At 43.0% G+C, this 16,172-nt stretch carries 20 protein-coding genes; all 20 read right to left on the bottom strand.

Translation table 11 applies throughout. The features are described 5' to 3' along the window. Positions 1-17: 17 nt before the first annotated feature. Positions 18-1,100: a flagellar biosynthesis protein FlhB gene (gene flhB, locus M1J35_RS12320; RefSeq protein ID WP_034760205.1), complete on the bottom strand. Its 1,083-nt coding sequence runs from the start codon at positions 1,098-1,100 to the stop codon at positions 18-20. A gap of 1 nt (position 1,101) precedes the next feature. Next, positions 1,102-1,878 (bottom strand): flagellar biosynthetic protein FliR, encoded by a 777-nt coding sequence (gene fliR / locus M1J35_RS12315; RefSeq protein WP_034760206.1) that lies wholly within the window; start codon positions 1,876-1,878, stop codon positions 1,102-1,104. 4 nt (positions 1,879-1,882) lie between these two features. Further along, positions 1,883-2,152, bottom strand: coding sequence for a flagellar biosynthesis protein FliQ (fliQ, locus tag M1J35_RS12310; protein ID WP_034760208.1), 270 nt, complete (start codon positions 2,150-2,152; stop codon positions 1,883-1,885). 14 nt (positions 2,153-2,166) lie between these two features. Then, entirely contained in the window at positions 2,167-2,832 is a 666-nt protein-coding gene (gene fliP / locus M1J35_RS12305) for a flagellar type III secretion system pore protein FliP (RefSeq protein ID WP_254651332.1), read from the bottom strand. Next, positions 2,825-3,463 (bottom strand): flagellar biosynthetic protein FliO, encoded by a 639-nt coding sequence (locus M1J35_RS12300; protein ID WP_254651331.1) that lies wholly within the window; start codon positions 3,461-3,463, stop codon positions 2,825-2,827. Before M1J35_RS12300 ends, fliP begins: the two co-directional genes overlap by 8 nt. Positions 3,464-3,486: 23 nt before the next feature. After that, complete coding sequence (locus M1J35_RS12295; RefSeq protein ID WP_034760212.1) at positions 3,487-3,849, bottom strand: response regulator; 363 nt, start codon at positions 3,847-3,849, stop codon at positions 3,487-3,489. 38 nt (positions 3,850-3,887) lie between these two features. Next, positions 3,888-5,048 carry a flagellar motor switch phosphatase FliY gene (gene fliY / locus M1J35_RS12290; protein WP_254651330.1) on the bottom strand — a complete coding sequence of 387 codons (1,161 nt, stop codon included), beginning with the start codon at positions 5,046-5,048 and terminating at the stop codon, positions 3,888-3,890. Then, complete coding sequence (fliM, locus tag M1J35_RS12285; protein ID WP_254651329.1) at positions 5,041-6,039, bottom strand: flagellar motor switch protein FliM; 999 nt, start codon at positions 6,037-6,039, stop codon at positions 5,041-5,043. The genes fliY and fliM overlap by 8 nt, the downstream gene beginning before the upstream one ends. Positions 6,040-6,067: 28 nt before the next feature. After that, positions 6,068-6,478, bottom strand: a complete 411-nt coding sequence (gene fliL / locus M1J35_RS12280; protein ID WP_034760815.1) for a flagellar basal body-associated protein FliL — start codon at positions 6,476-6,478, stop codon at positions 6,068-6,070. A gap of 11 nt (positions 6,479-6,489) precedes the next feature. Further along, entirely contained in the window at positions 6,490-6,705 is a 216-nt protein-coding gene (locus tag M1J35_RS12275; protein WP_034760220.1) for a flagellar FlbD family protein, read from the bottom strand. A 56-nt stretch (positions 6,706-6,761) separates the two neighbouring features. Continuing rightward, a complete protein-coding gene (flgF, locus tag M1J35_RS12270) occupies positions 6,762-8,000 on the bottom strand; it encodes a flagellar basal-body rod protein FlgF (RefSeq protein WP_254651328.1) in 1,239 nt (412 codons plus the stop codon). Between the two features lie 72 nt (positions 8,001-8,072). Further along, positions 8,073-8,462, bottom strand: a complete 390-nt coding sequence (locus tag M1J35_RS12265; RefSeq protein WP_224520261.1) for a TIGR02530 family flagellar biosynthesis protein — start codon at positions 8,460-8,462, stop codon at positions 8,073-8,075. Between the two features lie 11 nt (positions 8,463-8,473). Further along, entirely contained in the window at positions 8,474-9,103 is a 630-nt protein-coding gene (gene flgD / locus M1J35_RS12260) for a flagellar hook assembly protein FlgD (RefSeq protein ID WP_254651327.1), read from the bottom strand. Between the two features lie 8 nt (positions 9,104-9,111). Beyond that, complete coding sequence (locus M1J35_RS12255; protein WP_254651326.1) at positions 9,112-10,377, bottom strand: flagellar hook-length control protein FliK; 1,266 nt, start codon at positions 10,375-10,377, stop codon at positions 9,112-9,114. Positions 10,378-10,408: 31 nt separating this feature from the next. Continuing rightward, positions 10,409-10,999, bottom strand: a complete 591-nt coding sequence (locus M1J35_RS12250; protein ID WP_254651325.1) for a MotE family protein — start codon at positions 10,997-10,999, stop codon at positions 10,409-10,411. Positions 11,000-11,003: 4 nt separating this feature from the next. Further along, positions 11,004-11,450 (bottom strand): flagellar export protein FliJ, encoded by a 447-nt coding sequence (fliJ, locus tag M1J35_RS12245; RefSeq protein ID WP_254651324.1) that lies wholly within the window; start codon positions 11,448-11,450, stop codon positions 11,004-11,006. Positions 11,451-11,455: 5 nt separating this feature from the next. Beyond that, positions 11,456-12,775, bottom strand: a complete 1,320-nt coding sequence (fliI, locus tag M1J35_RS12240; protein WP_254651323.1) for a flagellar protein export ATPase FliI — start codon at positions 12,773-12,775, stop codon at positions 11,456-11,458. Beyond that, entirely contained in the window at positions 12,772-13,545 is a 774-nt protein-coding gene (gene fliH / locus M1J35_RS12235; RefSeq protein ID WP_254651322.1) for a flagellar assembly protein FliH, read from the bottom strand. Before fliH ends, fliI begins: the two co-directional genes overlap by 4 nt. Continuing rightward, positions 13,538-14,551 carry a flagellar motor switch protein FliG gene (fliG, locus tag M1J35_RS12230; RefSeq protein WP_224520268.1) on the bottom strand — a complete coding sequence of 338 codons (1,014 nt, stop codon included), beginning with the start codon at positions 14,549-14,551 and terminating at the stop codon, positions 13,538-13,540. Before fliG ends, fliH begins: the two co-directional genes overlap by 8 nt. 11 nt (positions 14,552-14,562) lie before the next feature. Next, positions 14,563-16,161 (bottom strand): flagellar basal-body MS-ring/collar protein FliF, encoded by a 1,599-nt coding sequence (gene fliF / locus M1J35_RS12225; RefSeq protein ID WP_254651321.1) that lies wholly within the window; start codon positions 16,159-16,161, stop codon positions 14,563-14,565. Positions 16,162-16,172 lie beyond the last annotated feature (11 nt).

Here is a 16,172-nt window from a genome sequence, read left to right as displayed (position 1 = left end):
GTTTCTCTCCTAACTGCTTACATCTGGTTTTTGATTCGGTAAACATAAGCTAAAATTTCTGCTACTGCCTTGAAAAATTCTTCTGGTACGCTATCGCCGATTTCTGCCGAGTCATAGAGCGAACGGGCGAGCGGCCGGTTTTCTACCATGACGACGTCATTTTCACCTGCGATGTATTTTATTTTCTGTGCCAGGTAATCAACACCCTTTGCCACGACGTATGGGGCATCCATTTTATCCTCATCATATTTAAGGGCAATGGCAAAGTGGGTCGGATTGGTGATCACAACATCTGCCTCGGGTACTTCCTGCATCATGCGCCGCATGGCCATTTCACGCTGTCTTTGCTTAATTTTAGACTTGATGAGGGGGTCCCCTTCAACGTTTTTATGTTCGTCTTTCAGGTCCTGTTTCGACATCCGTATGTTCTTCTCAAAATCGTATTTCTGATATAGAAAATCAAAGAGGGATAAGAATAATAACGCAAGGGATGCTGCAATCCCCATCTGGATCGTCAGACTTGCCATGGTCGTCAAGGAATCCCCCACCGATTTAAAGGACAGACTCAACACCCGGTCAATGTTCATCCATAGAACGACAAAGGTAATGGCCCCTACAAATGAAATTTTCAGGATGGATTTTAATAATTCGACAATGGCACGCAGGGAAAAAATTCGCTTAAATCCCTTAATGGGATCGATTTTCTCCAGCTTAGGCTGCAAGGGCTCTGTCGTGAACATGACACCGACTTGTATATAATTGGAGATCAAGCCGGCAACAAGGGCGACGAGCATAATCGGACCAAGCAGCAGAGCGATCTCCTTCATCAGGTCCATGGTAATGACTTGCACGGTATTTTCAGTCAGATCCATGAGCATGTATTCTTGAAACGTTTGATTAAATAAATCAAACACAATGTCCCCTATATAGGAAGCACTGAAAGTCAGAAATAAAAAGACAGCCAGCAGAATGATGGCCGTATTGACATCCTGACTTTTCGCTGTTTGACCTTTTTTTCTGGCGTCATCCCTTTTTTTGGGAGTTGCTTTCTCTGTCTTTTCCCCACTGAAATACTGTAGGTCTAATGATAGCCACTGCAATTTATGTGCCTCCAATGATTTTCATTAAATCCCTCATGGTTACAAACATCATTTCAAACAATTTCTGCATGACCGTAAATGTGACTCCCATGACTATGAATAGCACGATGAAGGCAACCCCGATTTTAATGGGGAACCCAACCACAAAGATATTTAACTGTGGCACGGTCCTCGCTACGATGCCTAATGCCACATCTACAAGGAAAAGAGTCGCAACCACAGGAATGGACATCTGAAAAGCGATGATGAACATAGAATTAAAGGACGTAATGACATATTCGATTAAGTTCTCATTTCCAAACGGAATCCAAGGGGAATCGATCGGAATCAATTGATAACTGTAAAAAATCCCATCGAGCAGTAAATGATGACCATTTAGGGCGAGCAATAACAAAAGGGCGAATGTGTACAAATATTGCCCCGTCAAAGGACTTTGGGCTCCCGTTTGAGGGTCGATCACGTTCGCAATGGCAAACCCCATTTGAAAATCAATGAAGCCCCCCGCTATTTGAATAGCCGTTACAATCATATAAGCTACAAAACCGATCAAAAGACCGATCATGGCCTCTTTCATAATCAAAAGGAAGTATTGTCCGTTGATTTCAAATGCCTTTGAGTCGATTGTATAGTACATGACCCATGATAGTACCACTGAAAAGGCGATTCGATGCTGTGCTGGTATATTTCGATATGAAAACAGCGGCATCGTGACAAAAAATGCCGAAACCCTCACAAAAACGAGTAGATATACCGATAGTATAGGTACGAGCTCTTTCATTCTACTACCCTACGAACCTTGTTAAATCTGAAAAAATCTGCGAAGTATACGTCACAAGCTTCGTTAACATCCAAGGCCCAAAGAAAACGATGCCGATCAGTACGGCAACAATTTTCGGAATGAATGCAAGTGTCTGTTCTTGAATTTGGGTTGTCGCTTGAAAAATACTGACAATCAAGCCGACAACCAGGGCCAATAGCAGTAATGGGCCTGATACAACGAGAGTAACGTAGATACCCCTCTCTGCTATGGCAATTACGGATTCAGCATTCATGGTAACTCACCTACTTAAAAGCTTTGTAAAAGAGATTTTATTACTAAATACCAGCCATCCACTAAAACAAACAGTAAAATTTTGAACGGCAATGAAATCATGACAGGTGGCAGCATCATCATACCCATAGACATCAAGACACTCGCTACGACCATATCGATGACCAAAAATGGGATGAAGATCATAAATCCTATCTGAAAAGCCGTCTTGATCTCACTCAATGCGAAAGCCGGCACTAAGGATGTGAGAGGAATATCTTTCACTGATTCCGGGCGATCAGCCCCTGAATATTCCAGAAACAATTCCAGATCCTTCTGTCTCGTCTGCTTACTCATAAATTCTTTAAAAGGAATCGAAGCTTTCGTGTATGCTTCATCCAGATTGATCTCTTCATTAAATAGAGGTGTCAACGCTTCATCATTCACCTCTTGGAAAGTAGGAGCCATGATAAAGAAAGTAAGAAATAAAGAAAGTCCGATCAACACCTGATTCGGTGGCATTTGCTGAGTGGCAAGGGACGTACGGACGAAAGACAGGACGATCATGATCCGGGTAAAAGATGTCATCAATATCAGGATACTGGGTGCAAGGGATAAGACGGTAAAGAGTAACAGCAGCTTTACACTGGTCGACACATCATCTGCTGAGCTACTATTGAAAAACTCCATGAATTCATTCATCAGACTGTTTCCCCTTATTCTTTAACTCCTCGAGCATCTTTTTCCTACCCTTGTTCATTTCCTCAAGCTGTGATTTCAACTGAGCTTGAAATGACCTGTCCGGTTTATTCGGCGAAGATCCTTTGACTCTGTTCATCAAGCTAGAAACGGCATATTTGGTATCCGGAAATTGGGATTCTTCATAATAAGAAAGGATCTCTTCTTTCTCCTTTTCGTCCCTTACCTCTTTCAAAAGCTGAATATCTTCACCCACACCCAAGACCAGTACCTGTTTGCCTACTTTTACGATCTGTACGGAACGGTTCCCCCCAAGTGGGGTCCCCCCTAAATGGTTGATTAATTTTGTTTGCTGAAATGATCTTCCTTTTTGATTAATGAACTTTAATAAAAAATATATGAGTGCCACTACAAAGATAAGGGCAACGATCATCTTAAGGTAATCTAAAAACGTAACGGAAGTGGCAAGCCCTGACTCAGAACCTTCCACTCCATCCGTTTGCTGCCCCTCGCATGTATCTGGATGCTCTATGCAGTCTTTCACATTATTCACTTCAGCAAATGCTTTCATATCCCCGGCGGCTACCGTGAAAATGAAAAGCACAATTGCAAATAGAATTTGAAACTTTTTCAATACATGCACCTTCTTATTAACTGTTAGCTTAACGCTTTCTGGATCGCTTCGATTACACGATCAGCCTGGAACGGCTTTACGATGAAATCCTTCGCACCAGCTTGAATCGCATCGATGACCATGGCTTGTTGGCCCATGGCAGAACACATGATGATTTTCGCAGAAGCATCAATCGACTTGATTTCCTTTAAGGCCGCGATACCATCTTTTTCAGGCATTGTAATATCCATCGTCACAAGATCGGGTTTTAACTCTTTATATTTATCCACAGCCTGACTTCCATCTGCTGCTTCCCCTACTACGTCAAATCCATTTTTCGTTAAAATATCTTTGATCATCATTCTCATAAAGGCTGCATCATCTACAATTAGAATCTTATTCGCCATTACCCTCATCCTCCATTATCTCTAATAAAATTCTTCTTTTATTTTAGTTTTTTAATTCGATCACTCTGACTAACAATGTCGGTGATCCTGACACCGAAGTTCTCATCGATAACAACGACTTCCCCTTTGGCCATCAACTGGCTGTTCACAAGGATATCGACCGGCTCTCCCGCTAACTTATCCAGTTCGATGATCGAACCAGATGACAACTCAAGGATGTCTCTGACTGATCGATTCGTCCTTCCGAGCTCCACCGTCACTTGAAGTGGTATATCCAACAGCATATTTAGATTGTTACTTTCCTGCTGTCCCAGTGGAGCAGGCTCGAAACTGCTGAATGTAGCCGGCTGTACATGTACGGGCTCAGAATGTCCGCTTTGTCCACCCAAATGCTGAGAGTGGGACTGATGGGGTGGGTTCGTGCTTTCATGGATCCCGCTATATACCGGTTCAGGAACGGAATCCTGTGCTTCCACCATACTTGACGCCGATGTAGCCGCCACTTCCTCTGTCGCACCGCCATTCATTAATTCATCCACTAAGCTTCTGGCAAAGGATAGCGGAAGGAGCTGCATGATATTAGAATCAATCAGATCTCCAATTTTCAACGAAAACGATACTTTAACAAGCAGGTCTTGATCCGGGATGTTTTCTTCCCCTTCTCCCCGGGGAATGTACATGAGATCAATGGATGGAGGTGAAATATCCACTTTCTTACTGAATACAGTCGACATGGATGTAGCAGCTGAACCCATCATCTGATTCATGGCCTCCTGTACAGCGCTGAGCTGGATTTCACCGAGATCCCCGGATGGGTTTCTTCCATCCCCGCCAAGCATCAAGTCGGCAATGATGGACGCATCCGATTGTTTGATGACGAGCAAATTCACACCGGAGAACCCTTCCGTATACTGAACCTGAATGGCTACATAAGGATGAGGAAATTCCTCTTCTAAATAGTTCTTATCGATGATCGTCACTTTAGGGGTCGTAATTTCCACCTTCTGATTTAATAAGGTGGAAAGTGCGGTTGCAGAACTTCCAAACGAAATGTTCCCGATTTCACCCAAAGCATCTTCTTCTATGGAGCTGATATAATCACTCATCTTAATTTCTTTGCGTTCTTCTACTTTCTCTTCTGGCTCCGCAGAACCACGAAGTAACGCATCTATTTCATCTTGCGATAACATATCACTCATCTTCGTCGTCTCCCCCTTTCAACGAATCTAAAATTTGCACGGCCATTTTTTTATTTGATTTACCAGGCTGTGCAGTGAATTTAGGAATCTCACCTATTTTTATAGTTAAAGGATCATCGATTCGTGTGTTCATTTCAATCACATCACCAATCGAAAGCATAAGGAACTCCTCGATGGTGATGTCTGATTGTCCCAATTCAGCTACGATCGGAACTTGTGCCCCCTTGATTCTTCTCTCCAGCTGAGCGGTTTCTTCAGGGTTGCTTTCTTTACGCTTTGATTCCATCCAATAACTGCCGGATAGTTTCGGAAGGATCGGTTCCAATACAACGTGAGGAATGCAAATATTGATCATTCCACTGGTCTCACCAATCGTTGTATTCAAAGAAATGACCACTACAGTTTCATTGGGAGAGACCATTTGCAGAAACTGTGGATTCACTTCGAATTCAGTAAACAAAGGATCGACGTCCACCACTGTGCTCCAGGCTTCCCTGAGATTTTCAAACGCCTTTTCAAATAGTTGACTCATGATCCTCGTTTCAATTTCCGTTAAACTTTCCACTTTATTGACACTGATCCCTCTGCCTCCCATGACACGATCCATCATTGAATAAGCAATATTCGGGTTGATTTCCATGAGGATCCTACCATCCAATGGCGGCAGTTCATATACATTCAAAATCGTCATTTTCGGTACGGAACGAATAAACTCCTCATAAGGGATCTGATCAGCAGACGCTACATTGATTTGAACGTACGTTCTTAGCTGGGCAGAGAAGTAGGTCGTTAAAATCCTTGCAAAATTCTCATGGATCCTCGTTAAGCTTCTGATCTGGTCTTTCGAAAAGCGCAGGGCTCTCTTAAAATCATAAACTTTGACTTTCTTCTCTTCTTCTTCTTTCTTGAAATCATCCGCACTCATCTCCCCGGTATTGAGGGCTGATAGCAGGGCATCAATTTCACTTTGAGACAATATTTCACTAGCCATCCCTTCACCTCCAAACCTTCAGGCCAATTTATTGAATCATCATAGAGGTGATATATACTCTTTCAACCGCGCCTTCCTGCATGAGGGAGTTCACTTTGTCTTTCACCTTTGTCTCGACCAATTCTTTCCCTTTTTTCCCTTGCAGTTCTTCTGCTTTCAATTCTGAAAGCTCTTCTATGATGATATTATTCACTTGAAAATCCCTTTTCGCTAATTCTTTCTTCGCTTTCTTACTATCCGTTTGAATCTTAAAAGAGATACGAATAAAGTCGTTGCTCATTAAATTCGTGGTCATTTCAGGTATGTCCACCGAGTTTTCAATCACTTCTTCAATGGAGGGACCTTTTGCTTCCTCATCCCCGGAAAACTTCAGCAATACCACCAGTGCTATGACACCGACGAGGGTAATGGTCACCAATGAAATCATCATGATCGTCATTGTTTTACTCTTCAATTTGTATTACCTCCCTCCTGGGGCAGATGAAGCAGATTCACTTTTTGAAAAAAGGTAAGTGAGCGGGAATTGACCTCATCCACTGATTCTTTCACAACATACCGTCTACCATTTGTTAATAGAATGGTAGTATCGGGAAATGCTTCGACTGTTTCTATGTATAGGGCATTCAACGTAAACGATTTACCATTCAGCCTGGTCAATGTAATCATTCATTTATTGGGAGGGACTGATCTCCTCAGCCACTCCCTTCCTCCCTTTCAAGGAATTAACGTTTCAAGTTTACAAGTTCCTGCAGGATTTCATCAGACGTTGTGATGATCCGTGTATTTGCCTGGAATCCACGTTGAGCTGTAATCATCTCGGTGAATTCTTCGGAAAGGTCTACATTGGACATTTCAAGTGATCCTGACTGAAGGGCTCCCCGTCCTTCCCCTGCTACACCCTGGTTTGGAAGTCCCGAATTATTGGAAGCCTGGAACAGATTATTACCTGCCTTTGTTAATCCGCCGGGATTAGAGAATGTAGCAAGAGACAGCTGACTCAACACTCTCACTTCTCCGTTTGAAAATACTCCGTTCACTTCTCCTGAAGAACCAATGTTGAAACTTTCAAGATATCCTTCTGAGTTTCCATTAACCGTATCTACATTTGCAGAGGAAGAGCTGTCGAACTGAGTGATCTTGGAGAAATCAAGATCGATCGTTTGGGTTGTACTGGCACCTGTACTGTTATCAAGACTCAACTTGAAAGGAACATATCCTGTCGGAGGCGCAATAACTTTTCCTTCATTATCAAATTTAATAACTGCAGAAGTGGTGGCGGTATTAACAGAAACGTCATCTGTTAAACTTGAGATGTCAACACTCCACTCGTTCATTCCCGTTTTTTCCATAATCAGTTTCAAACTGATATCCTTACCAAGTGAATCCTTAATTTTGGTCTCCAATTCCACTTTCGTCCCATCAGCGGCACTGGACTTCAAATTCCCATTATAAGTAGCTTTAGTTGTAGCCTGCGGCGCCATCGTTGTATTCGTATCAATCTTAATATCAGCCGTACCACTCTTATTGACTACACCACTTGCATCAACGGGATACCCCTGCACCAAATTCCCCTGACCCGTTACTAGATTTCCGTTTGAATCCAGGTAAAAGTTCCCGGCACGAGTGTACATTTCGTTATTTCCTTGTCTCACAACGAAGTATCCATCTCCTGATATGGCGACATCCAATGAACGTCCGGTAGTTTGAAGACTTCCCTGTGTCTGGATTGTATCGATGGAGGATAATGACGATCCAAGCCCTACTTGCTTTGCATTTTGCCCGCCCCGGTTGTCTGTTGCCCTGCTGGCACCGGACACGGTTTGATTCATGAGATCCTGGAATGTGACCCGGCCCTTTTTATATCCGTACGTATTGACATTGGCGATATTATTACCGATTACATCTAATTTGGTTTGAAAGTTTTTCATTCCACTTATACCTGAATACATTGAACGTAGCATGAATGTTTTCCCCTTTCGTATGTGCTGTTTCAGTCATTCCACAGCATATAGGCTTCCTTTTCGAGGTCCGGCCTATGAATCGATTAATATGGTTCCATTAATGTTGGTGAATATTTGAGAATGTGCCTCTTCACGGTCCAAAGCGGTGATCACCGTTTGGTTCTTGGCACTTACAATCAATGCGGCATCTTTCAGAATAACCAGTGAGTCCTGTACACCCTTATTCTTTGCTTCTTTCACTTTTTCCCCAATCTTTTCCCAGGTTTCAGAAGGAATCGAGATTCCCCTTTGTTCCATCCTTATTTTCGCATGTTTACTGATTTGCAATGGAGAGACACCTTTGATCGCCTTATCCAATTGAGTCGCAAATGATGTAGAAGAGCGGGCAGATCGATTAACTGCTTTATTATGATAATTAGACGTGATAGGTTGCGGTGAGCGGTGAAAGAACGTTTTTTCCATAAAACCACTCCCTAGGATTCAATTTTTAACAATGCTTTACTGGAGATTTTTTCACCTGAATCGGTATGTATCCATATTTGGGAATCCTTCTTCGAAACGGATTGAACCACTCCGCTTAGTTCCCCATCTTCCCCACTCCATGTCACCTTCTTGCCTATTAAGAGGGATGCGCTTACGAGAGATGACTCCCCGCTTCCTGAGGTATTGACTTGAGAAATATTCCCCGGATTCAGGATCGTTCCATCTTCCATGATGAATTCAACCGAATCACCTTTAAAACGGACACCCTTAACGAGTCCTTGTCCTTCTTGAATTTCAGGTACTTCATCTGATTCTGATTCAACAACCTTATGCCATGTCACTTCTTTCCCTACAAATTGATTATAAGAAATCAGTTGGGTCTGACTTTGTGTATCCACGAACTTCTCCATCGTCTTGGTCAGATTGGTCATTTGCTCCAGAGAAGAAAATGTCGCCATTTGTGCGATGAAATCCTTGTCCTGCATGGGATTCATCGGGTCTTGATTTTGCAATTGAGTCATGAGGATTTTAAGGAAATCATCTTTCCCTAAAATATCCCCCCCTGTTTCACGCTTAGCCTGAACGTTGGAATATAGTAAACTGGGATCTATTTTCGTCATGTCATCACCTATATTTCAGTATTTACGAGATAATCTTTGAAGGATTGAGTCTCCTCTTCATGGGTCGTTTGGGGTTGATCGGATTGTTTATGCTGATGGGACCCCTGACCGGATTGCCCTTTATGCTGACGCTCAGTTTCCGTGAACGCCTGTGAGATTTCAATCTTCTCAACGTTCAGGTTCTGTGCACTGAAAGCATGTTTCAATCCATGAATCTGTGAATCCAGCATTTCTTTCGCACCTGAGGTAGAAGCAAGGATTTTCGCTGTCATGACCCCATTCTGCTGCAATAATTCAATCCTTAAAGAACCCAATTGCTCTGGATACAGTTTAATCAGCAGCTTACTCATATTTGGTTGGGTTATCATATTCGATTTACCCAGGATGTTCTGAAATTCTTTAACAAATTGCTCGTATTGAAGGGAGCGGCCGGTCGATGGCAGATTCATTGAAAAGGTTTCAGCCTTAGGCAGAACAAAATGAAGATTCGTTCCTTGAACCGGTTGAATTCCTTTCTTTTCGGCCGTGGAGCTATGCATATCAGGATTCTGATCCATCGTTTCTTCAGGTACCCGACGCGTATAGGCTTCTCGCAGAATCCTTGACCAGTCACCTGACGTTTGTTGCAGTTTTGGTATGGTACCCTCTATCCCGAATTGAATATTCTTCACCACTTCTTTTAATTCTGCTGCTTTCGATGAATCTGTGACATGCATATCCCGATTACGAGCAAAAAGGTCCAATATCTTTGCCAATTTGACGACGCCTTCTATTTGCCCCTGGCCATTTAATTCTTTCAAAGAATTTTCTACAGAAGACTTCCCGGCCTTGGTATCCTTTGAAAGAGCGGACTGTAATAGCTGAAGTGTTCCAAGAAGGTCCTCATAAACATCCTCAACCTGCTCCGGATCGACAGGTGATCCCGTTCCCAACATGACTGACTTCAATTCAGAAAAAAGTGTTTTGATTCCATCAGTACTTACGCCAAGAAAGTCTGCAATCTGATTAACATCAAGTTCTTTCACTTTTGATAGTTGATCCAACTGCTCTTGTGTGAGGCCGAGATCCTCCAGTTTACTAGCTGCCAGGATCGCTTCAAGATTTACGAGAAATGACGGAGCATCCACTGACTTGACTTCCTTCAATTCACTGCTTTGGTTGGCGACAAACCCCAAAAGATGCTGTGAAAAGCCCGTTTCTTTTTTGGGAAGATTCGCTTCCTTATTCACAGGTGATACAGTGCTTACCCTTTGTGTAGCGATTCCGATTTCCATTCATTCACCTCCTTTAAAGAATTAAAACAGATCATTCCTCTGCAGATAGAAGACTTGTGTATCTTGCAGCATCCACAGCAGGCATCTTTTCTAAAATGTCTGCCAGCGTATCTGGCTTTATAGTTGAAAGGATCTTCATCGCCTCTTCATCATCCATGTTCATGAGAACCGGAGCGGCGCTTTTCGCAGACATTGCTTCAAAGGTATTGACTACCTCCTTAAAAGCCCGTTTGTTGTCTTCACCAATCTGCCTTAATTCATTCATTTCCTCATTCTGTTGCTGGATGGTTGCCTGAAGTTGTTCGTTATCACTGTCTTTTTTATCTATTTCACTTTGAAGCTGGGCAATTTTGGCCTCTTGATCTTCCATCGACGCGTTTAATGAAATGATTCTCTCTTGTAATTGTTTCCTGTCCTCTTCATCATCTGAAGGGATGACCTTTGCCAAAAAAGGAATGTCCGATCCCAGTGATTGCGCTTTTTCAAAGATATTGATTCCCGCAAATGTCATGATGACCAGAGCAAAAGTGATAGCAAACAAGAGAGGAATGACGATGATAAAAATGAATCTTTGAAACCGATTATGCGAGTCTTTCTTTTCCTCTTCGATTACCTTTGCCATGAAATCACCTAACTCCCCGTTTCAAATATTGAACAACCGACACTTCGTCTAATTGCTTATCTTCCATCGATTGGATGTTTTGAAGAAACCGCTCTAAATCTTTTTCCTTCATTTTTTCGTATTTTTTCACTTCCACATTCATATCCACCAGTTTTTCTTCATACCAATTCATCCGATTTCTCGCTTGTATCACTAGATCCTGGTAATAAGAGATAGTCTTTTCAAGATTGGTGATGAATTGTTGATGATGACGGATATCCTGTACAGATAATCCACCCTGTAATTTGCTCTCCTGATGAAGCTCCAGGGTTTCTTTCTTTTTCAAACATTCATATAGCTTCCCTGCAACAGTTTCAAACTTTTCAATGGAACCCCTGTACATTTCCTGGACTTCATCTTTTTCTTTTTCTTTCAAGGTTAGAATTCGTTGGAATTTATAGTGATAACTCATTCGGATCATCCACCTTTTTCCGATAGCTTGATAAGCTCATCAACACTAGAGGCTAGAGAGATCTGTTCATATACACCTTGCTTCAGGAAGGAGATGATTCCCGGATAATAGTTGATGGCTTCATCCACTTCACGGGAAGTCCCCTTTTTGTATGCCCCTATTTGAATCAAGTCTTCTGAGTTCATATAGGTACTCAATAACTCTCTTATTCTAGTGGCAGCTTGTAAATGTTCTTTAGAGGCAAGGTGATTCATTAACCGGCTGACACTCTTAAGAATATTGATGGCAGGGTATTGGCCACGATTCGAAATCTGACGGTCGAGAACGATATGACCATCGAGTATCCCCCTCACTGTATCTGAAATAGGTTCATTCAAATCATCACCATCTACGAGAACGGTATAAAACGCCGTAATGCTTCCATGGAGGTTTGTTCCGGTTCTCTCGAGCAGCTTGGGTAAAATAGCGAAAACGGAAGGAGTATAGCCTTTGGTTGTCGGCGGTTCCCCAACCGCCAACCCGATTTCCCTCTGTGCCATGGCTACCCGGGTGGCAGAATCCATCATCAGCATGACGTTCATTCCTTTATCACGGAAGTATTCCGCAATCGCTGTTGCCGTAAAGGCACCTTTAATTCTCATAAGAGCAGGCTGGTCGGATGTGGCAGCCACTACAATCGTTCTCTGCAATCCTTCTTCACCTAAATCTCTTTCAATGAATTCTCTTACTTCCCGGCCGCGTTCCCCTACCAATGCGATGACGTTTAAATCGGCTTTCGTGTTTCTTGCGATCATTCCAAGTAATGTGCTTTTCCCCACACCACTTCCGGCAAAGATTCCTACCCTTTGGCCCTTACCGACGGTCAGCATGCTGTCGATGGCTTTTACGCCAACTTCCATTTTTTCATCAATGGGAGGTCTTGATAGCGGATTGGGTGGTTCCTGTTCTGTATAGGCAGTGCTTAATCCAGAAGGTAATTGACTTCCATCAAGGGGATGACCCAAGGAGTCTATCACCTTACCGATTAGAGATGGCCCGATTTTGATTTCCAATGGCTTTGCCGTTGCTTCTACTAAACTGCCTGGTGATATATCCTGCATATTGGTATATGGCATAAGGATGACCAAATCATCATTAAACCCGACGACCTCTGCTTGTATCACCTTCTTTTTACCTCGGGAGAGAATATGGATATGACACACTTCACCTACTGAGCTTTCAGGACCTTGGGATTCGATCATCAATCCGACTACCCGTTTCACTTTCCCGAACTTTTTGAATGTTGGGATATGGGGAATCTGAGTGATAAGATCTGCTGCTTTCATTCGACATCACCTTCAAGAAGATGGTGGAGCTTCAGCTTCAATTCTTTCAATTGAGAATCCACACTGACAATGACCCGTCCTTGATTCGTTTCAATGTAGCATTCTTCAGGGAGAAGGTCATCGTTTGCATAGATGAAGCATTGAATATCAGTTGGGAACATGACTTCCAGTTCAGACTTGTTCTCGGCAAGGAGCTTATGTCTCGTTGGATGCACATGTATCTGGATATGAGGCAGATCCCTCACTTCCTTTAGCCCCCGTTCCACGATGGAAAGGAATAGATCAGGTTCATCCTTCAATTTTTGATTCATGATTTTCCCGGCACATGCTATCCCAAGATCTATAATGACTTTCTCTGCTCTTTGGATGTAAGCGTCATACTGAGCCCTGTTGTTCTCAGTGATCTCGTTTGCTTCTTGCAATTTGTTCTCATATTCCTGGTAGCCTTTCTTTCTGCCTTCTTCCTCTCCTTGCAGGAATCCGGCATTATATGCCTCTTGCATAAGCTGCTCCCGTTCAGTTATCCATCTTTCTTTATCAAGTAACAACCTTTCTTCCTCGCGACGAATCTCCTCATTTGCTTCTCGGATGATTCGTTCTGCTTCAATGCTTGCTTGCTCTATGATTTGATCCCTTCGAAACGAGGCATTCCCTATTAACCTATCTTCCTCTGGGGATGCGTCTTCCACCCTCTTCATTCTCTTAAGAGAGATCACTTTCCCCTTGTCTTCAATAGATTGGGCTACGGTAGACTTTATGATCCTAGACAATGATATCGTCTCCTCCACCACGGGCGATGATGATTTCACCTGAATCCTCTAACCTTCTTATGACTGCTACAATCCGTGACTGTGCTTCTTCAACATCCCGTAATCGGACAGGACCCATGAATTCCATTTCTTCTTTAAGGGTCTCAACCATCCGGTTCGACATGTTCCTGAATACCACTTCTTTCACTTCTTCACTCGACACTTTAAGAGAGAGAAGCAGATCTTCATTATCACAATCCCTGATCACACGCTGGATGGAACGGCCATCGAGTGTGACAATATCTTCAAATACAAACATCCTCTTCTTGATTTCTTCGGCTAGTTCCGGGTCTTGGATTTCCAAGGCATCAAGTATCGTTTTCTCTGTTGAACGATCTACCCCGTTCAATACTTCCACTACCGCTTCCACTCCGCCGGTTTGTGTATAATCCTGTGTGACGGTCGCTGAAAGCTTCCTTTCAAGAATGGCTTCCACCTCGCTGATCACTTCAGGAGAGGTTCCATCCATCACCGCAATCCTTCTCGCGATATCCGCCTGGACTTCCTGTGGAAGCTCAGAAAGTATCTGACCTGCTTGTTGAGGGTCAAGATAGGATAGAATCAATGCAATCGTCTGAGGATGTTCATTCTGGATGAAGTTAAGAATTTGAGCTGCATCGGCTCTTCTTGCAAAGTCAAAGGGTTTGACCTGTAAGGAAGAGGTCAGGCGATTAATGATCGCCGTTGCCTGCTCAGATCCAAGAGCCTTCTCCAGTACCGTCTTCGCATAGCCGATCCCACCCTGTGAGATATAGTCCTGTGCAATGGCAATTTGATGAAACTCCTCTAAGATGTCTTCTTTCGCTTCCGTTTCCACCTTTTTCACTCCGGAAATCTCTAATGTTAATTTCTCGATATCTTCTTCCGACAAATGCTTGTAAACGGATGCTGATACATCTGGACCAAGAGAGATCAGAAGGATGGCCGCCTTTTGTTTACCTGTTAAACCTTTCTCTCTTCTAACCATGTTCATTCCTCCTAATCCTCTGCTAACCAGGTGCGTAACAGTTTCGCAAATTCTTCCGGTTTATCTTTAGCCATTTTTTCCAGCTGTTTACGGCGAATCGACCCTTCTGTCTCTTCTTTAGGTTCAATATCCGGGATCTGGACTGGCTCTCTTGTTTCTTCATATTCCATTTCTTCGATCGATTCTTTCTTTCTTGAACGTAATAAGAAAAATACTAAGAGAAGAATCACTACAAGGAGTACGCCTCCTACAACATAGGTCCACCAAGGCAGGACAGGCTTCTCTTCAGATGCGACATCCACTTTCCCATTGAACGGCTGAACTGAGACGACTACCTTTTCTGCAATCGCGTCATCCGTGAGTTCAGGATTCGCTTCCTTATCAATGGACGTGCGTACGATCGTGGATAAAACTTGGCGTATATCATCGACCCTGTTCTGTGGTAAGGACGATTCTTTTTCGGGATCAGGCGGTTCCACCATGACCTGTATCCCAAGGTCCCTAATCTTGTATGGACTTTCTACAATCTCTTTTTTGATTCGGTTGACTTCATTATTAATGGTTTCTTCCATCCGTTCATAATCACCATTCGATTCTGAACTGGAGCCGTATGTAACACCGCTGTTCGTCGGCTCATTGGCATCACCGGCCCCTGGTGTCCCTCCAGGAGCGGCACCTTCACCGGAGAACGTTTCCGTAATACGCTGAGCACTGACTGCGATTCCTTCCATATTTTCTTCATCGACAGGTGTCACAATGTTTTCTTCGCGGTTTTCCTGGGTAAAGTCAATATCAGTGGTCACGGAAACCACTACTTTATTAAAGCCGATCAGCGTACCGAGCATGTTTTGAACCTGACGTTGAATATCACGCTCGACTTCTTTCTTTACATTCATTTGCTGGGCAAAATTTCCGCTTCCCGTAGAATTATTTTGAGATTCTAAATCAAAATACTCAAAATATTGATTCATGATGGCGATATTCTCAGTAGGAAGGTCTGGAACACTTTTCGAAACAAGATGATAAAGTGATTTAATTTGCTTTTGATCGAATGTGAAACCCGGCTTCGTATCCAGGACAATGGAGGCAGATGCATTTTGCACATCATCATTTAGGAAAATCTGTTTTTCAGGAAGATTGATCATGACTTTTGCATCCTGGATCCCGTCTATCCCCTTCATCAAATTGGCTAATTCCGTTTGCATGGCGTCCAATTTCATGACGTTGAACTCATTATCGGTCATACCGAATCCGGCATTTTGACTGAAGAAAGAATAGTCGATGCTCCCAGAGTTAGGTATCCCTTCTGCAGCCAGTTCAACTTTCAGTGTATCCACCTGCTCTTTAGGGACCATGATGGTCGATCCACTATCGGTAATTTCTGAAGGGATTCCCCTGCCATCCAGATTCTCTTTGATGGTTCCCGTTTCTGAAGGTGACAAATTACTATATAAGGGTTCGAGAGTCGTCCGCGTTGAAAAATAACTAACCGCACCGATCAGGATGACGGTAATCAGAAAGATGGCTCCCATGCTGATTTTTTGTTTTTTTGTTCTACTTGTCCAATAAGTCTTTATTTGCTCTGTATATTTCTTAAACGATTCATTCATTACAATCCTCC

Source organism: Rossellomorea sp. KS-H15a (genome assembly GCF_024195245.1).
GTDB lineage: Bacteria > Bacillota > Bacilli > Bacillales > Bacillaceae_B > Rossellomorea > Rossellomorea vietnamensis.
Note: the sequence above shows the minus strand (reverse complement) of the source record. Positions and strands in the feature narration are given on the sequence as shown.